At 71.8% G+C, this 15599-nt stretch carries 15 protein-coding genes; 14 read left to right on the forward strand and 1 reads right to left on the reverse strand.

The genetic code is table 11. The features are described from left to right. Window positions 1-228: 228 nt before the first annotated feature. Window positions 229-807, forward strand: a complete 579-nt coding sequence (locus tag ACIO92_RS31735) for an HD domain-containing protein (protein ID WP_366445480.1) — start codon at window positions 229-231, stop codon at window positions 805-807. 372 nt (window positions 808-1179) lie between these two features. Next, a complete protein-coding gene (locus tag ACIO92_RS31740) occupies window positions 1180-2277 on the forward strand; it encodes a hypothetical protein (protein ID WP_402283809.1) in 1098 nt (365 codons plus the stop codon). Between the two features lie 46 nt (window positions 2278-2323). Here the strand turns inward: ACIO92_RS31740 and ACIO92_RS31745 are convergent, their stop codons facing one another. Further along, a complete protein-coding gene (locus ACIO92_RS31745) occupies window positions 2324-3004 on the reverse strand; it encodes a hypothetical protein (RefSeq protein ID WP_402283807.1) in 681 nt (226 codons plus the stop codon). A 683-nt stretch (window positions 3005-3687) separates the two neighbouring features. Between ACIO92_RS31745 and ACIO92_RS31750 the strand changes: the two genes are divergently transcribed. From ACIO92_RS31750 to ACIO92_RS31805, 12 genes are all read left to right on the forward strand, one after another. Then, entirely contained in the window at window positions 3688-5121 is a 1434-nt protein-coding gene (locus ACIO92_RS31750; RefSeq protein ID WP_401240353.1) for an MFS transporter, read from the forward strand. 205 nt (window positions 5122-5326) lie between these two features. Continuing rightward, the gene (locus ACIO92_RS31755; RefSeq protein ID WP_402283805.1) at window positions 5327-6499 is read left to right on the forward strand and encodes a trans-sulfuration enzyme family protein; all 1173 of its coding nucleotides are present in this window, start codon (window positions 5327-5329) and stop codon (window positions 6497-6499) included. Window positions 6500-6620: 121 nt separating this feature from the next. Further along, on the forward strand, window positions 6621-7160 hold the full coding sequence (locus ACIO92_RS31760) for a MaoC family dehydratase (RefSeq protein WP_351794405.1): 540 nt from the start codon (window positions 6621-6623) through the stop codon (window positions 7158-7160). Between the two features lie 132 nt (window positions 7161-7292). After that, on the forward strand, window positions 7293-8135 hold the full coding sequence (locus ACIO92_RS31765) for an SAM-dependent methyltransferase (protein WP_366445475.1): 843 nt from the start codon (window positions 7293-7295) through the stop codon (window positions 8133-8135). Further along, window positions 8132-9175 (forward strand): class I SAM-dependent methyltransferase, encoded by a 1044-nt coding sequence (locus ACIO92_RS31770; protein ID WP_366445474.1) that lies wholly within the window; start codon window positions 8132-8134, stop codon window positions 9173-9175. Before ACIO92_RS31765 ends, ACIO92_RS31770 begins: the two co-directional genes overlap by 4 nt. A gap of 21 nt (window positions 9176-9196) precedes the next feature. Next, on the forward strand, window positions 9197-10090 hold the full coding sequence (locus tag ACIO92_RS31775; RefSeq protein WP_366445473.1) for a diiron oxygenase: 894 nt from the start codon (window positions 9197-9199) through the stop codon (window positions 10088-10090). Window positions 10091-10129: 39 nt separating this feature from the next. Further along, a complete protein-coding gene (locus ACIO92_RS31780; protein ID WP_366445472.1) occupies window positions 10130-11071 on the forward strand; it encodes a hypothetical protein in 942 nt (313 codons plus the stop codon). A gap of 58 nt (window positions 11072-11129) precedes the next feature. Continuing rightward, entirely contained in the window at window positions 11130-11522 is a 393-nt protein-coding gene (gene acpS / locus ACIO92_RS31785; protein WP_366445471.1) for a holo-ACP synthase, read from the forward strand. A 12-nt stretch (window positions 11523-11534) separates the two neighbouring features. Beyond that, window positions 11535-11786 carry an acyl carrier protein gene (locus ACIO92_RS31790; RefSeq protein ID WP_366445470.1) on the forward strand — a complete coding sequence of 84 codons (252 nt, stop codon included), beginning with the start codon at window positions 11535-11537 and terminating at the stop codon, window positions 11784-11786. Then, a complete protein-coding gene (gene metK / locus ACIO92_RS31795; protein WP_366445469.1) occupies window positions 11783-12991 on the forward strand; it encodes a methionine adenosyltransferase in 1209 nt (402 codons plus the stop codon). Before ACIO92_RS31790 ends, metK begins: the two co-directional genes overlap by 4 nt. A 3-nt stretch (window positions 12992-12994) precedes the next feature. After that, the gene (locus ACIO92_RS31800) at window positions 12995-13978 is read left to right on the forward strand and encodes a carbohydrate kinase family protein (protein WP_366445468.1); all 984 of its coding nucleotides are present in this window, start codon (window positions 12995-12997) and stop codon (window positions 13976-13978) included. A gap of 62 nt (window positions 13979-14040) precedes the next feature. After that, window positions 14041-15599, forward strand: a 1559-nt coding sequence (locus tag ACIO92_RS31805) for a homocysteine S-methyltransferase family protein (RefSeq protein WP_366445521.1), incomplete at its 3' end; no start/stop codon positions are given.

Raw genomic sequence — 15599 nt, forward strand, 5'->3', positions numbered from 1 at the left:
GACGAGGACGTCGAGGACCCGGCGGAGGTTGACGGCATGACATGCGTCAACCTGTGTTTTGTCCCTGTCATTCCACGAACGCGGAACTTCTCGGGATACGAGACGGAGGCTCGGCCCGCCAGGAGGCGAGGGCCCTGCGGAGGGACCCGCCCGCGCCTCCCGCCGTTCGCTACGGTGCGCGTGATCGCATCTGACACCGGAGGTCACGGCATGACGGAAGGTCGCGGTATGGCGGACGGGACGGCGGAGGCCGAGGGTACGGCCGGGTTCATCTTCGAGATGGGGGTGCTGAAGAACGCCAGGCGCACCGGGTGGTGGTTCACCGGGAACAACCAGCCCGAGTCGATCGCGGAGCACTCGTTCCGGGTGGGCGTCATCGGCGCGGTGCTGGCGATGATGGAGGGGGTGGACCCCGCCAGGGTCGCGCTGATGTGTCTGTTCCACGACACCCAGGAGACCCGTATCGGGGACATCCCCCACATCGGCCGCCGGTACCTCGACGCGGCCACGAACCAGACGGTCACCGCGGACCAGGTCTCCGCCGCGCACCCCGCCGTGCGGGACGGCGTGCGGGGGGTCGTCGAGGAGTACGAGGCCAAGGAGACGCCGGAGGCGGTCGTCGCCCGCGACGCCGACAAGCTGGAGTGCCTCGTCCAGGCGGTGGAGTACCGGGCGCAGGGGAACACCCTCGTCCAGGACTGGATCGACACCTCCCTGAGCAGTCTCAGGACCGACTCCGCGCGGGCGCTCGCCGAGGCCGCGCTGACCATGTCCCCGCTCCAGTGGCGCAAGACGTTCCTGAGCTGAGCCATCGGTCTCTCCGGGGCGCGGCCCGGCGCGTTCCGGTGGGGCACGACCCCCTTCAAAAGACCTGGGAAAGAACCCTTCCTGCCCACCCCTCCCTCCCCAACTGCCGTACTCACACGAACGGGTGACAGATTGTCCGCTCAGCGGACGGGTGGGGTACGGTCGGCTCGTCCGACTGGCATATGCAAGTCGGCCCCCGTCGGGACTGGCATCCCGACGAGGGCCTGACCGATCAGGAAGAAAAAGCTTCCGATCGGCTACCGCTCAGGAAGAAAGCGCAGCGCTTCCCAAATGGCTTGTCCGCAGCTTAACGCGACCTCTTCTCTCACTTTCCTTCTCTCCGGGATTACCGCCGCGAGGTCAGGCTCAGGAGTGATCAATCTGTCGTACGGGCACGAGGAACGCTTCACCGTGGTGGGCAACCACCTCGCCCAGCATCCCGACCTCTCCGCCACCGCCATCGGGCTCGGCGTGTACATCCAGTCGCTCAAGGCCGGTGACGACGTCAGCGTCAAGGCGCTCGCCGGGCGGTTCCGCGAAGGTGAGATCACCATCCGGCGGGCCCTCAACGAGCTCGTCGCCACCGGGTACCTGGAGCGCAGGCGGGTGCCGCTCGGGGGTGGCCGGTTCGCCACGAGGATCATCTCGTACAGCAAGCCCGGCTGCGGCACGGTGACCTTCGGGCCCGACGGGGAGCACTTCCTCCACGAGGCCCGCCCCGAGCCCCGGCGAGGGGCGAAGCGCCAGGGCAAGGGTGTGCCCGAGCCCGAACCGGAGCCCGAACCAGCCCCCGTACCCGAGTCGTCGCCCGCGCCGGTGACCGCGTCCGTGGCTGTGTCTGAACCGGTCTTCGGGCCCGCGTCGGCGCCTGTGCCCGGACCGGTCCTCGGGCCCGTACCGGCGCCCCGGGTCCGAGCCTCGCGGGGGTTCGTGGGCGGGGGTGCGCCGGATTCCGATGCGCCGCCCGGCCCCGATGCGCCGCCCGCCCCCGATGCGCCGCCCGGCCCCGACGCGCCGCCCGCCCCCGACGCGCCACCCGGCCCCGTCAGGGCGTCCGTCGTCGCGCTCGGGGTGCTCGCCGGGCTGCGGGCCGTCGATCCCCGGCTGCTGCTGTCCGCGCGGGACGTCCACCGCCTCGCGCCCCTGGTGGACGTGTGGCTGGATCGCGCGCTGTCCGGCGCCCAGGTCACCCGGGCCCTCACCGCCGGACTGCCGCCCGCCTCCGTGCCCGTGCACCACCCCGCCGCGTTCCTCGCGTACCGCCTCCGGGTCTTCCTCCCGCCGCCCCTGCCGGAGGTGGCGGGGCCCGGGGAATCCCCCGCGCTCCTGCCCCTGATCACCTGCGACGGCTGCGAACGCGCCTTCCGGAGCCACGATCCCGAAGCGGTCTGCGCCGACTGCCGAAGAGCCGGGGGCGGGAGCGCCGGAGGTGCCGCGCGCGGTGGCGCCGACGACTGGAGCGCCGCCTGACGGGCGGTGGTCCACCCCGCCCGGCGTCCCGTCGGGCCGATGGATCTCAGCCGTCCGTCCCCGCCGCTTGCCCGGAGAGTTCCGCGATCTCCCGCGCCACGTTCTCCCGTGCCCGTGCCTCCCACACCGCCGCCCCGTACGGGGTGCGGAAGAGGCGGGGGAGGGACAGGAGTTGGCGGAGGACAGCCGTGCGGCCCTCCCGGTAGGCGTCCGGGGGGACGAAGGCGTACTCCTCGCGGATCGCCACCGCGTACCCCCCGTACGCGTCCGGGTCGCCCGCGAGGACCGCGAGGTCCGCGTCGCACAGGGTCTCGCCGTTCAGATCGCCCTCGGCCGGGTCGTGGGTGGTCGTCAGGCGGACCAGACGGGCGACCTCCGTCACCTCGCGCGGGGTGAGCCCCGCCTCGGCGAGGGCCCGTTCGGCGAGCGCCGCCGAGCGCTCCTCGTTCTCCGAACGGTCGGGGCGGTAGACCACGTCGTGGAACCAGGCGGCGAGCCGCACCAGCTCCAACTCGCCTCCCTCGCCGCCCTGGTCGGCGAGTTCGTCCACCCGGTCGAGGACCGCGCGGAGGTGGTCGGCCGTGTGGTAGCGGCGCTGCGGTTCGGCCCAGCGGGCGAGGAGGTCGAGCCCGTACGGGGTCGGGTCGGGGCCCTCGCGCCCCGCGCGGGCGGCGAGCAGGGTGGCGTTCCAGCGCCGGAGGAGCGCGGGGTCCTGGTCTGCGGTCATGGGGGCATTGTGCCCGCCGGGCCGTCCCCGCTCGCGCGCCGTCCCCGCCGGGGGCGGCGCCGCACCGGGCCACCGCCGTGCCCGCCGGGGGTGTGGGGCGGACGGGTCCCCGCTCGCGCGCCGCGCCCGCCGAGGGCGATGCTTCGCCGAGCCGCCGCGTGTCCCCCGCCGGGCCGCCGCGCCCCGCCGGGAGGCCTGGCGCGAAAGCGTCCCCACCCGGCGCCGTCCCCGCCCGGCGCCGGTCCCCGCCCGGCGCCGTCCCCGCCGAGCGGGCTCCCCGGACGGGTCCTGTGACCGCCGAGGGTCCCACCCGGGTCCGTGTCCGCGGAGGGTCGTTCCCCGACCGGCCCTGGCCCCGCCGAGGGGTCCCATCCGCCCGCCCCCCGCCCAAGCCGAGGGGTCCCATCCGCCCGCCCCCCGCCCAAGGGGCCCGTCGGGGGGCCTGGGGCGGGTGTTCCCGGTGGGGCTCCGTCGGCCGTCGGGGCGGGCGGAGCGGGTGGTTCCCCGGGGTGCCGTCGCGCCTTCGGCGCGGCCCGGTCGTGCTCTCCCGTACGCCTCCTGGCACCTCCTCACCTCACTCTTACATACCCCCCATGGGTATGCTACGGTGCTCCGCGAAGGTACCCCCTAGGGGTATGCCCCGGGCGGTGTCCGGGGGTCGTCGCGAGTGAAGGGTCAGGGCAATGTCAACCGTCAATCCCCGGCGCTGGTGGGCACTTGTCGTGCTCGCCGCCGCACAGTTCATGGTCATCATGGACACGTCGATCATCGGGGTCGCGCTCCCCGAGATGCAGAAGGACCTGGGCTTCTCACAGGGCGAGCTCCAGTGGGTCTTCAACGCGTACGTGATCGTCTTCGGCGGCCTCCTGCTCCTCGGCGGACGCCTCTCCGACCTCATCGGAGCCCGCAAGATCTTCGTCACCGGCTGGGCGATCATGATCGTGGGCTCGATCCTCGCCGCGGCCGCCCAGACCGCCTGGGTCGAGATCGCGGGCCGCGCCGTCCAGGGCGTCGGCGGCGCCCTCATCGCGCCCGCCGCGATGACCCTGCTGATGATGCTCTTCATGCACGACCCGAAGGAGCTCGGCAAGGCGATGGCGCTCTACGGTGCCGCCGCCCCCGCCGGTGGCACCGCGGGTGTCTTCCTCGGCGGCGTCTTCACCGAGTGGGCCGCCTGGCAGTGGGTCTTCATCATCTACATCCCGATCGGTCTCGCGACCCTCGCCGCCACCAAGATCCTCCCGAGCGTCGCGTCCCGCCGGGGCTCCGTCGACGTCCTCGGTGCCGTCGCCGTCACCGCCGGTCTCGCCCTGGCCGTCTTCGCCGTCGTCCGCGCCCCCGAGGTCGGCTGGGGTTCCACGGGCACCGTCCTGCAGCTCATCGGTGCCGTCGCCCTGCTGATCGTCTTCTTCCTCATCCAGAAGAGCATCCGCGAGCCGCTCATGCCGCTCAGCGTCTGGCGCGTCCCGCGCCTCGGCTCCGCCAACCTGGCGATGACGCTGCTCGGTGCCGCCTGGATCCCCATGTGGTACTTCCTCAACCTCTACCTCCAGCAGGTCCTGGGCTACGGCGCCTTCGCGTCCGGCGCCGCCCTGCTCCCGATGACCGTGCTCCTCATGATCTTCATGACGGCCATCACCGCCCGGCTCATGGGCAAGTTCGGGGCCAAGCCGCTCATCGGCATCGGTCTGCTGGTCCTCGCCGCCGGTCTGGTCTGGCTCGCGGCCGTCCCGCCCACCGGCACCTTCCTGGTCGACGTCCTGCCCGCCTCGCTGGTCGCCGCGCTCGGCATGTCCCTCGCCTACATCCCGGCGATGATCGCCGCGATGTCCGGCGCCCCGCAGGAGCAGGCCGGTCTCGCCTCCGGCATCGTCAACACCACCTACAACGTGGGCTCCGCCCTCGGTCTCGCCGCGCTGACCGCCGTCGCCATGTCCCAGGGCGCCGACAAGCTCGGTGACCTGCCCGCCCTCACCGACGGGTTCTCCTCCGCCTTCATCGGAGCCGCGATCATCGCCGCCGTCGGCGGTGTGATCACCCTCCTCGTGATGAAGAGCGACAAGGCCGCCGCCGGTGCTCCCGCCCCCGCTCCCGAGGGCGAGAAGGTCTCCGCTTGACACACCGGGCGCGCGTGACCGCGTGTCGCCCGCAGGGGTCGCCCGACGTCCACCCCAGGACGTCGGGCGGCCCCTTTCCCGTACCCCGCGCCGCTCCCCGCACCCGGCGCTCGGCGCCCCCGCCCGTAAGCCTCCCGTACCCCCTCCCGTACACCTCCCGCACACCCCCACCCCGTATCCGGTCCCTCGCGAGAAGGAGCACGTCATGGAGCTGAACACCCGGGCCGTCCACGTCGTCAACGAGCCTTTCCCGGAGGGCAGTCGGCCGCTCTCCGTGCCGCTGGTGCAGTCCTCCGCCTTCGCCTTCGAGTCGGCCGACGAGCTGGCCGGGGCCATGGCCGGCCCGGACGGTCCGTACGTCTACGGCCGCCGGGGCAATCCGACCGTGCGGTCCCTGGAGAAGACCCTCGCCGGACTGGAGGGCGGCGCCGGGGCCCTCGCCTTCGCCTCCGGGATGGGGGCGATCAGCGGGGTGCTGCTCGCGCTGCTGCGGCCGGGCGACCGGGTGGTCGCCCAGCGCACCCTGTACGGCGGGACGCACGCCGTCCTCGGCGACCTCGCCGAGCGGTACGGCATCGAGACCGTACGGATATCCGGCGACGACCCGGCCGAGCTGGAGGCCGCCGCCGTGCACCCCGCGACCCGGCTGCTCGTCCTGGAGACGATCGCCAACCCCACGGGCCGGGTGCCCGACCTGCCGGGGCTGCTCACGGCGGCCCGCGCGCTCGGGGTGACGAGCGTCGTCGACAACTCGCTGGCCTCACCGGTGCTGTGCAGGCCCCTGGAGCACGGCGCCGACATCGTCGTGCACTCCACGACCAAGTACCTCTCCGGCCATTCCGACGTCCTCGGCGGCGCCGCCGTCTTCGCCGACGACGCCCTGCGCCGCGCGGTCTGGCCCCGGACGGTCGAACTCGGGGCCTGCGCCGACCCGTTCGCGGCCTGGCTGACCCTGCGCGGGATACCCACCCTGCCGCTGCGGATGCGCGCCCACTGCGCCGGGGCGGCGGTCCTCGCGGAGCGTCTCGAAGGGCGCCCCGGGGTCACCGCCGTGCACTATCCGGGGCTGCCCGGCCATCCCTCGTACGAGCGGGCCGGGAAGCTGCTGTCCGGCGGCGGCGGCGGGCTGCTGTCGTTCGAGCTGGCGGGGGGCCGCGAGGCGGGCCGGGCGTTCATCGAGTGCGTACGGCTCGCGAAGCTGGCGCTCTCCCTCGGCGGGGTGGAGACCCTCGTGACGCACCCGGCGTCCACCTCGCACCGGGAGCTGGACGCGGCCTCCCTCGCGGCGGCCGGAATCGGCCCCGGACTCGTCCGGATGTCGGTCGGCATCGAGGACGTCGAGGACCTGTGGGCGGACATCGAACAGGCCCTCGGATGAGGGATCTTCGTGCGGGTTTCCGCGCCCCGGAGTCCTTCTTTTGGGTTGACAAAATAAATGGTCGATTCGTATATTGGGGTGTGCCAGGGAAATACCACTCCTAGGTCAAGGGGGGCGCGAGATGCGCTACTTCGAGGACTTCCGGCCCGGCGATGTCCACGAGCTGGGCACCGTCACCGTCACGGCGGAGGAGGTGCTGGAGTTCGGCAGGCGCTTCGACCCGCAGCCCTTCCACACGGACCCCGAGCGCGCCGCGGACTCGCAGTTCCGCGGTCTGATCGCCAGCGGGTTCCACACCCAGGCGATGTTCATGCGCCGCTATGTCGACGGGATGCTCGCCTACAGCGCCTGTATGGGCTCGCCCGGCATCGACGAGGTCCGCTACCTGCGGCCCGTCCGCCCGGGTGACACCCTCACCGCGCGCGTCGAGATCCTCGGCATCACCCCGTCGCCGTTCAATCCCGCCACCGGCACCGTCAAACCGCGGTGCACCCTGGTGGCCTCCGACGGGACGGCCGTGTTCAGCATGATCCTGCACAGCATCTTCCGCCGGCGCCCCGCCGAGTCCGACGCCGACCATCTGTCGTCGATGCCCTCGGCCCAGGACCCCGTCGGCTGCGTGCGACCGGCCAAGACCTGTGTCCCGGTCATGAGTGCCTGACGGACCCCGTCCGGCAGGCCCCTGAACACGGCCGTCCGTTATCCCCGTCTCCGCACCACGCCGGGGCACCCCCGTGCCCCGGCGTGGCTCCGCACCTCCCCGTACACCCGCCCAAGTGAAGGGAGACCTCCTGTGGAGGCCGTATCCCGCACCGCCCAGTGGACCGCCGCCGCGCGCGCCCTGGAGACCGAGCGCGAGGACCGGCTGTTCGCCGATCCCTACGCGCGCACCGTCGCCGACCGGATCGGCTTCGAACTGCTCGATCGCTACGCAGGCGGCGGCACCGTACCGTTCCTCGCCATCCGCACCACCTACCTCGACCGGGCCGTCGTCCGGACCGTGCGGGAGCGCGGCATCCGCCAGGTGGTGTTCCTCGCCGCCGGCATGGACACCCGCTTCTTCCGGCTGCCCTGGCCCGACGGCGTCACCGTCTACGAGCTCGACCGCCCCGCCCTCCTGGAGGCCAAGGCGGAGATGCTCAAGGACGAGCCGCAGCCCGCCGGACGCACCCGGATCACCGTCCCGGTCGACCTGACCCAGGACTGGACCGGCCCCCTCAAGGAGGCGGGCTGGAAGAGCGAGGAGCCCGTCCTGTGGGTGGTCGAGGGGCTGCTGTTCTTCCTGCCGGAGCAGGCCGTACGGACTCTCATCTCCACGCTCTCCGCGCACGCCGCACCCGGCTCCGTGCTGCTCGGCGACGTCATCTCCAAGGCCGCCCTGGACAATCCGCTGGCCCGCTCCTTCATGAACGCGCTGGAGGAGGACGGCAACCCGTGGCTCTTCGGCACCGAGGAGCCCGAGGCGCTGCTCGACGACTGCGGCTGGGCCGTGCGGGAGGTCCGGCAGCCCGGTGAGGACGGCGCCGACTTCGGCCGCTGGCCCTACCCGGTCCCGGCCCGCACCGTCCCCCGCGTGCCCCGCTCCTTCCTGTTCACCTGCGATCTCCCCACGTACGAGGAGGAGAAGGCCGCATGAGCGCCCACGACTTCCACCAGAGGGTCATCGGCGACGCCGGTGCCGCCGTGCGCGGACTGACGGTCTCCCTCGGCCAGCGCCTCGGGCTCTACCGGGCGCTCGCCGAGCAGGGCCCGCTCACCGCGCCCCGGCTCGCCGAGGTCACCGGCACGGACGGGCGGTACATCGAGGAGTGGCTGCACGCGCAGCTGTCCGCCGGATACGTCGAACGGCACCCCAGCTCCCTCACGTACACCCTGCCCGCCGACCACGTCGAGGTCCTCGCCGACCCGAAGGCCGTCACCTACGCCGCCGGGTTCTTCACCGCCCTCAAGGCGCTGTACGCCACCGAGGACCTGCTCGTCGACGCGTACCGCACCGGCGACGGCGTCGGCTGGGCCGAGCACGACGCGGCCCTCGACACCGGCATGGGCTCCTTCTTCCAGCCGACGTACGAGCACAAGCTCGTCTCCGAGTGGCTGCCCGCCCTGCACGAGGTCACCGGCAAGCTCGACGCGGGCGGCACGGTCGTCGACGTCGGCTGCGGCGTCGGACACACCACCCTCCTCATCGCACGGGCCTTCCCCAACGCCACCGTCCACGGCTTCGACTACTCGGAGGAGGCCATCGCCATCGCGCGGGAGCTCGCCGAGGAGGCCGGGCTCTCCGACCGGGTCGTCTTCGAGGTGGCCTCCGCCGACGACTACCCCGGCTCCGGCTACGACCTGGTGTGCTTCTTCAACGCCCTGCACGACATGGGCGACCCGGTCGCCGCCGCCCAGCACGTCCACAAGTCCCTGGACGCGGACGGCACCTGGATGCTCGTCGAGTCGAACGTGTCCCCGCAGGACGTGGACGCCCAGACCCCCGCCGCCCGCATGTTCATGGCCCTGTCCGCCGTCATGTGCCTGCCCGTCGCGGTCGCCCAGCGCGGCCCGCACGCGCTCGGCAACCACTCCGGGGAGAAGGCGTTCCGGGGCATCGCGGAGGAGGCCGGCTTCACCCGCTGGCGCCGCGCGACGGAGACCCCCGTCAACGCGGTCTACGAAGTCCGGCCGTAACCGATCCCGAGGAGCGATGTCATGGGCGTCACCGCCCCCCTGCCGGTCACCGACCGGTTCATGGAGGTCCTGGAGCGGCTCAGCGAGCGCTCCGTGGAGGACTACTACAACCCGTACCAGACCTTCCAGTGGCCCGAGACGCTGGAGGAGAACCGTTTCTGGATGACACCGGAGCTGCTCACCGTCTACGGCACCGAGCACTACGACACCCTCGGTGAGGAAACGCTTCAGCGCCTGTCGAAGTGGGAGTCCATCAACTTCTACAGCCTCAACGTGCACGGCATCCGCGAGCTGCTCATCGAGGTCGTCGGCCGCATCCACATGCCGGGCTTCGAGGTCCCCTCGGACTTCTTCCACCACTTCATCGGTGAGGAGAACGAACACATGTGGTTCTTCTCCGAGTTCTGCCGCCGCTACGGCCACAAGATCTACGGTTCCACCGGGATGCGCGCCGACGCCGCCTGGGAGCCCGAGGTCGAGAACTTCCTGGTCTTCACCCGCATCCTCTTCTTCGAGGAGCTGGTCGACCACTACAACTCCCGCATGGCGAAGGACACCTCGCTCTGCCACACCATCCGCGAGGTCAACCGCATCCACCACCAGGACGAGTCCCGCCACATCGCCTTCGGGCGCGAGCTGGTCTCCCTCCTGTACGGCCGGATGTGTCAGTCCGTCGGCGCCGAGCGGGTCCGCGAGGTGGAGGCGTACCTCAAGCGGTACGTCGTCTACAGCATCAACTCCCTCTACAACCCGCACGTCTACCGCGACGCCGGGATCTCCGACCCGCTGGCCCTGCGCAACGCGCTGGTCGCCGACGGGAACCGCCGACCCCACGAGCGCAAGGCGATCCGCAAGCCGCTCGCCTTCTTCCTGAAGACCGGGATCTTCTCCGACGACACGCTGCCCGTCGTCTGAGGCAACCGCGAGACCTCCCACCCGAGAGGTGAAGAGATCATGACCGTGACGACCCCCGCACCCGTCGGGGCCCCCGTGACCGGCGGGGAGACCAAGGCCGAGACGAGGGGTGAGCGGCCCGGCACCAGCCGCGGCCTGCCCTCGCTCGGCCCGGAGGGGACCCGCCTGCTGCGGCTCCTCGACGACACCTTCGAGAGCTGGGGGGTGACCGCGGGCGCCCGCCCGATGACCATGCCCCCGCTGCTCCCGGCCTCCGACCTGGCCCGACTCGACTACTACGACAACTTCCCGCACCAGGCCGTCGTCGCCACCCCGCTCGACCTGGACCGGCGGGCCACCGAACCCTTCTCCGCCGACACCGGGCACTTCCCCAGCGCGGCGCTCCAGCCGGCCTCGCTGGGACTGCCCTCGGCGTCCTGCTACGCCGTCTACCTCGACCACCAGGGCGCCCGGGTCGCCGACGACACCCTCGTCACGATCTGCTCCTGGTGCTTCCGCAAGGAGACCCACTACGAGGGGATGCGGCGCCAGCTCGGCTTCCGCATGAGGGAGATCGTCGCCATCGGCGCGCGCGACCACGCCGAGTCCCACCTCGCGGACTTCACCACCCGCATACAGGCCTTCGCCGCGGCGCTCGACCTGCCGCTGCGCAAGGAGGCCGCCTGCGACCCCTTCTTCGACAAGGGCAGCTCGAAGGCGCTCCTCCAGCGGCTGACCCCGGTGAAGTACGAGTTCCTGTACGAGGACCTGGCCATCGCCTCGGTCAACACGCACCGGAACTTCTTCGGAGACCGGTGCGACATCACCCTGGCGTCCACCGGCGGACCGGCCTTCACCAGCTGTGTCGCCTTCGGCCTGGAACGCTGGCTGTCCGCACTCACCCGGCGCCACGGCAGCTGGGAGGCCGCCCGCGGGGCGGTCCTCGACGCGAACGCCCGCCTGCGGGCCGGTGCGAGTGGCGCGGCCGGGCCGGTGATCTGACGTGCCGGCCCGTCCCGCCGCCCCGCCGGCGGGCGGCCTGGGGTGGGCGAACCTCGGCATGGACATCGTGTCCGTCAACCGTGTCCGCAGGCTCCTCGCCCAGTACGGCGAGCAGTTCTTCGAGCGGATGCTCACCCCCGGCGAGCTCGCCGACTGCCGCACCTCCTCCGGGCTCGACGTACTGAGCCTGTGCGGGCGGATCGCGGCCAAGGAAGCGGCCTTCAAGACCTTACGGGTCAGGGGCAGGTTCCTGCCCTGGCCGGAAATCGTCGTGCGGCGTTCCGAGGGCGGCTGGCCGCTCGTGGAACTGCACGCCTCGGCGGCCGAGATGGCCGCCGAGTCCGGCATCACCGAGATCACCGTGTCCATCAGCCACGACGTGGACTACGCGGTGGCGGTGGCCGCTCCGATCATCGCCCCCACCCCTTACGTGTCCAGCAGCAGCAGCTAAAGGAGAGCAACCATGGCCGACGGCCTGCAGACGGTGAAGAACTGGATCCTGGAGCGCCACCCCGAGCGCGACGACATCGCGTCCGACCTGGACCTGATCGAGAACCGGCTCATCGACTCCCTGTCCTTCGTCGAGTTCGTCTTCCTGCTGGAGCAGGAGAGCGGCACCGCCATCCAGATGGAGACCCTGGAGGTCGAGTCCATCCGCACCCTCGGCGCCATCGCGCAGCACTTCTTCAAGGCCCCGGTGGAGGTCCAGGCATGAGCCGCCGCCTGTTCACCTCGGAGTCCGTGACCGAGGGACACCCCGACAAGATCGCCGACCGGATCAGCGACACCATCCTCGACGCCCTCCTCTCCGAGGACCCGGGCTCCCGCGTCGCCGTGGAGACCCTCATCACCACGGGCCTCGTGCACATCGCGGGCGAGGTCACCACCACCGCGTACGCGCCGATAGCGAAGCTGGTCCGCGAGGCCGTCCTCGACATCGGCTACGACTCCTCCGCGAAGGGCTTCGACGGCGCCTCCTGCGGCGTGTCGGTGTCCATCGGCGCGCAGTCCCCGGACATCGCGCAGGGCGTCGACACCGCCTACGAGTCCCGCGTCGAGGGCACCGGCGACGAACTGGCCGCGCAGGGCGCCGGCGACCAGGGCCTGATGTTCGGGTACGCCTGCGACGACACGGCCGAACTGATGCCGCTGCCGATCGCGCTCGCCCACCGGCTCGCCCGCCGCCTCACCGAGGTCCGCAAGAACGGGACCGTGCCCTACCTGCGGCCCGACGGCAAGACCCAGGTCACCATCGAGTACGACGGCGACCGCCCGGTGCGCCTGGACACCGTCGTCGTCTCCTCGCAGCACGCCGCCGACATCTCCGTCGAGGGCCTGCTCGCCCCGGACGTGCGCGAGTACGTCGTCGAGCACGTCCTGAAGGAGCTGGTGGAGGAGGGCGTCAGCCTGGAGTCCGACGGCTACCGCCTCCTGGTCAACCCGACCGGACGCTTCGAGGTCGGCGGCCCGATGGGCGACGCCGGACTCACCGGCCGCAAGATCATCATCGACACGTACGGCGGCATGGCCCGGCACGGCGGCGGCGCCTTCTCCGGCAAGGACCCCTCGAAGGTCGACCGCTCCGCCGCCTACGCCATGCGCTGGGTCGCCAAGAACGTCGTCGCCGCCGGACTCGCCCGCCGCTGCGAGGTGCAGGTGGCGTACGCGATCGGCAAGGCCGAGCCCGTCGGTCTCTTCGTCGAGACCTTCGGCACCGGCACCCTGCCCGACGAGCGGATCCAGGAAGCCGTCAGCGAGGTCTTCGACCTGCGCCCGGCCGCCATCATCCGCGACCTCGACCTCAAGCGGCCCATCTACGCCAAGACCTCGGCGTACGGCCACTTCGGCCGCGAGCTCCCCGAGTTCACCTGGGAGCGCACGGACCGCGTGGCGGCCCTCAAGAAGGCGACGGAGGAGTAGTCCATGCGCATCGCTGTCACGGGATCCATCGCGACCGACCATCTGATGACCTTCCCCGGCTGGTTCAGCGAGCAGCTGCTCGCCGACCGGCTCGACCGGGTCTCCCTGTCGTTCCTCGCCGACAACCTGGAGGTCAGGCGCGGTGGAGTGGCAGCGAACATCTCCTTCGGACTCGGCGTGCTCGGCCTGCGCCCCACCCTCGTGGGCGCGGTCGGAGCCGACTTCGAGCCCTACCGGGTATGGCTGAAGGACCACGGTGTGGACACCGACTCGGTACGCGTCAGCGAGTCGCTCCACACCGCCCGGTTCGTCTGTACGACCGACCGGGCGCAGAACCAGATCGCCACCTTCTACGCGGGGGCGATGTCCGAGGCACGCGAGATCGACCTGCGGGAGGTCGTGGCGCGCACCGGCCGCCTGGAGCTGGTCCTGGTCTCACCGGACGACCCCGAGGCCATGCTGCGGCACACCCGCACCTGCCGTGACCTGGGGATCCCCTTCGCCGCCGACCCCTCGCAGCAACTGGCGAGGCTCGACGGCGGGCAGGTGCGGGAGCTGGTGGACGGAGCCCGGTTCCTGTTCACCAACGAGTACGAGACGGCGCTCCTCCTGGAGAAGTCGGGCTGGACCGAGGACGAGGTGCTGCGCCGGGTCGGCACCTGGGTGACCACCCACGGCGAGGCGGGCGTCCGCATCCGGGGCGTCGGCCGGGAACCGCTGGCGGTGCCCGCGGTGGAGGTCTCCGGCGTCGTCGATCCGACCGGGGTCGGGGACGCGTTCCGCGCCGGGTTCCTCGCCGGGACGCTGTGGGGCGTGCCGGAGCGGTGCGCGGCGCAGCTGGGCTGCGCGGTGGCCGCGACCGTCCTCGACTACGTGGGGACGCAGGAGTACCGGCTGCACCGGGAGCCGCTGCTCGACCGGATCAGGACGACGTACGGGACCGGCTGCACGGCCACCCTCGTCACACATCTCAGGGGGCTGACGTGAGCACCGCGCGACGCTCGCTGCGGGAGGAGTTCGCCACCAGGGTCGTGGTCGCCGACGGGGCGATGGGCACGATGCTCCAGGAAGCCGACCCGACGATGGAGGACTTCCGGGACCTGGAGGGCTGCAACGAGATCCTCAACCTGACCCGCCCGGACATCGTGGCCTCCGTCCACGACGCCTACTTCTCGGTGGGCGTGGACTGCGTCGAGACCAACACCTTCGGGGCGAACCTGGCCGCGCTCGCCGAGTACGGCATCGAGCACCAGGTGTACGAGCTGTCCGAGGCGGGCGCCCGGATCGCCCGCACCACGGCCGACGCGCACACGGCGGTCGACGGGCGGCCCCGCTGGGTCCTCGGCTCGATGGGCCCCGGCACGAAGCTGCCGACGCTCGGGCACGTCACGTACGAGCCGCTGCGGGACGCCTTCCAGCAGAACGCGGAGGGCCTGATCCGGGGCGGCTCGGACGCCCTGCTCATCGAGACCTCGCAGGACCTGCTCCAGACGAAGGCGGCCGTCATCGGCGCCCGCCGGGCCCTGGACCGGGCGGGCGTGGACCTGCCGGTCATCGTGCAGGTCACGGTGGAGACCACCGGCACGATGCTGCTCGGCTCGGAGATCGGGGCCGCGCTGACGGCCCTGGAGCCGCTGGGCATCGACATGATCGGCCTGAACTGCGCCACGGGCCCGGCGGAGATGACCGAGCACCTGCGGCACCTGTCCCGGCACGCCCGCGTCCCGATCTCCGTCATGCCGAACGCGGGCCTGCCGGTGCTGACCTCCGACGGCGCGCACTATCCGCTGTCGCCCGCCGAACTGGCGGACGCGCAGGAGGCGTTCGTCCGCGAGTACGGTCCGGCGCTGGTCGGCGGCTGCTGCGGTACGACCCCGGAGCACCTGCGGGAGATCGTGGACCGGGTGCGGGGCGCGGCGGTCCTGGACCGGCGGCCGGTGTCGGAGCCGGGCGCGTCGTCGCTGTACAGCCATGTGCCGTTCCGGCAGGACACGGCGTACATGGCGATCGGTGAGCGGACGAACGCGAACGGTTCGAAGAAGTTCCGTGAGGCGATGCTCGACGGGCGCTGGGACGACTGCGTCGAGATGGCACGGGACCAGATCCATGAGGGCGCGCACATGCTGGACCTGTGCGTGGACTACGTCGGCCGGGACGGCGTGGCCGACATGGCGGAGCTGGCCGGCCGGTTCGCGACGGCGTCGACGCTGCCGATCGTCCTGGACTCCACGGAGATCGGGGTGCTGCGGGCGGGTCTGGAGAAGCTGGGTGGCCGGGCGGTCATCAACTCGGTGAACTACGAGGACGGCGACGGCCCGGAGTCCCGGTTCGCGCAGGTCACCCGGCTGGCGCGGGAGCACGGCGCCGCCCTGATCGCCCTGACGATCGACGAGGAGGGCCAGGCCCGCAGCGTCGAGCACAAGGTCGCCATCGCCGAGCGGCTGATCGACGACCTGACGGGCAACTGGGGCGTCCGCGAGTCGGACATCCTCATCGACACCCTGACGTTCACGATCTGCACGGGTCAGGAGGAGTCCCGCAAGGACGGCATCGCCACGATCGAGTCGATCCGCGAGCTGAAGCGGCGCCATCCGGACGTGCAGACCAC

This window comes from Streptomyces sp. NPDC087215 (genome assembly GCF_044744885.1).
Lineage (GTDB): Bacteria > Actinomycetota > Actinomycetes > Streptomycetales > Streptomycetaceae > Streptomyces.

Bases quoted from the DNA above. Each gene is read 5' to 3' on its own strand.
- ACIO92_RS31735 (WP_366445480.1), top strand. From the start codon at position 229: ATGGCGGACGGGACGGCGGAGGCCGAGGGTACGGCCGGGTTCATCTTC.
- ACIO92_RS31745 (WP_402283807.1), bottom strand. From the start codon at position 3,004: ATGACCGCAGACCAGGACCCCGCGCTCCTCCGGCGCTGGAACGCCACC.
- ACIO92_RS31750 (WP_401240353.1), top strand. From the start codon at position 3,688: ATGTCAACCGTCAATCCCCGGCGCTGGTGGGCACTTGTCGTGCTCGCC.
- ACIO92_RS31755 (WP_402283805.1), top strand. From the start codon at position 5,327: ATGGAGCTGAACACCCGGGCCGTCCACGTCGTCAACGAGCCTTTCCCG.
- ACIO92_RS31760 (WP_351794405.1), top strand. From the start codon at position 6,621: ATGCGCTACTTCGAGGACTTCCGGCCCGGCGATGTCCACGAGCTGGGC.
- ACIO92_RS31770 (WP_366445474.1), top strand. From the start codon at position 8,132: ATGAGCGCCCACGACTTCCACCAGAGGGTCATCGGCGACGCCGGTGCC.
- ACIO92_RS31775 (WP_366445473.1), top strand. From the start codon at position 9,197: ATGGGCGTCACCGCCCCCCTGCCGGTCACCGACCGGTTCATGGAGGTC.
- ACIO92_RS31780 (WP_366445472.1), top strand. From the start codon at position 10,130: ATGACCGTGACGACCCCCGCACCCGTCGGGGCCCCCGTGACCGGCGGG.
- acpS (WP_366445471.1), top strand. From the start codon at position 11,130: ATGGACATCGTGTCCGTCAACCGTGTCCGCAGGCTCCTCGCCCAGTAC.
- ACIO92_RS31790 (WP_366445470.1), top strand. From the start codon at position 11,535: ATGGCCGACGGCCTGCAGACGGTGAAGAACTGGATCCTGGAGCGCCAC.
- metK (WP_366445469.1), top strand. From the start codon at position 11,783: ATGAGCCGCCGCCTGTTCACCTCGGAGTCCGTGACCGAGGGACACCCC.
- ACIO92_RS31800 (WP_366445468.1), top strand. From the start codon at position 12,995: ATGCGCATCGCTGTCACGGGATCCATCGCGACCGACCATCTGATGACC.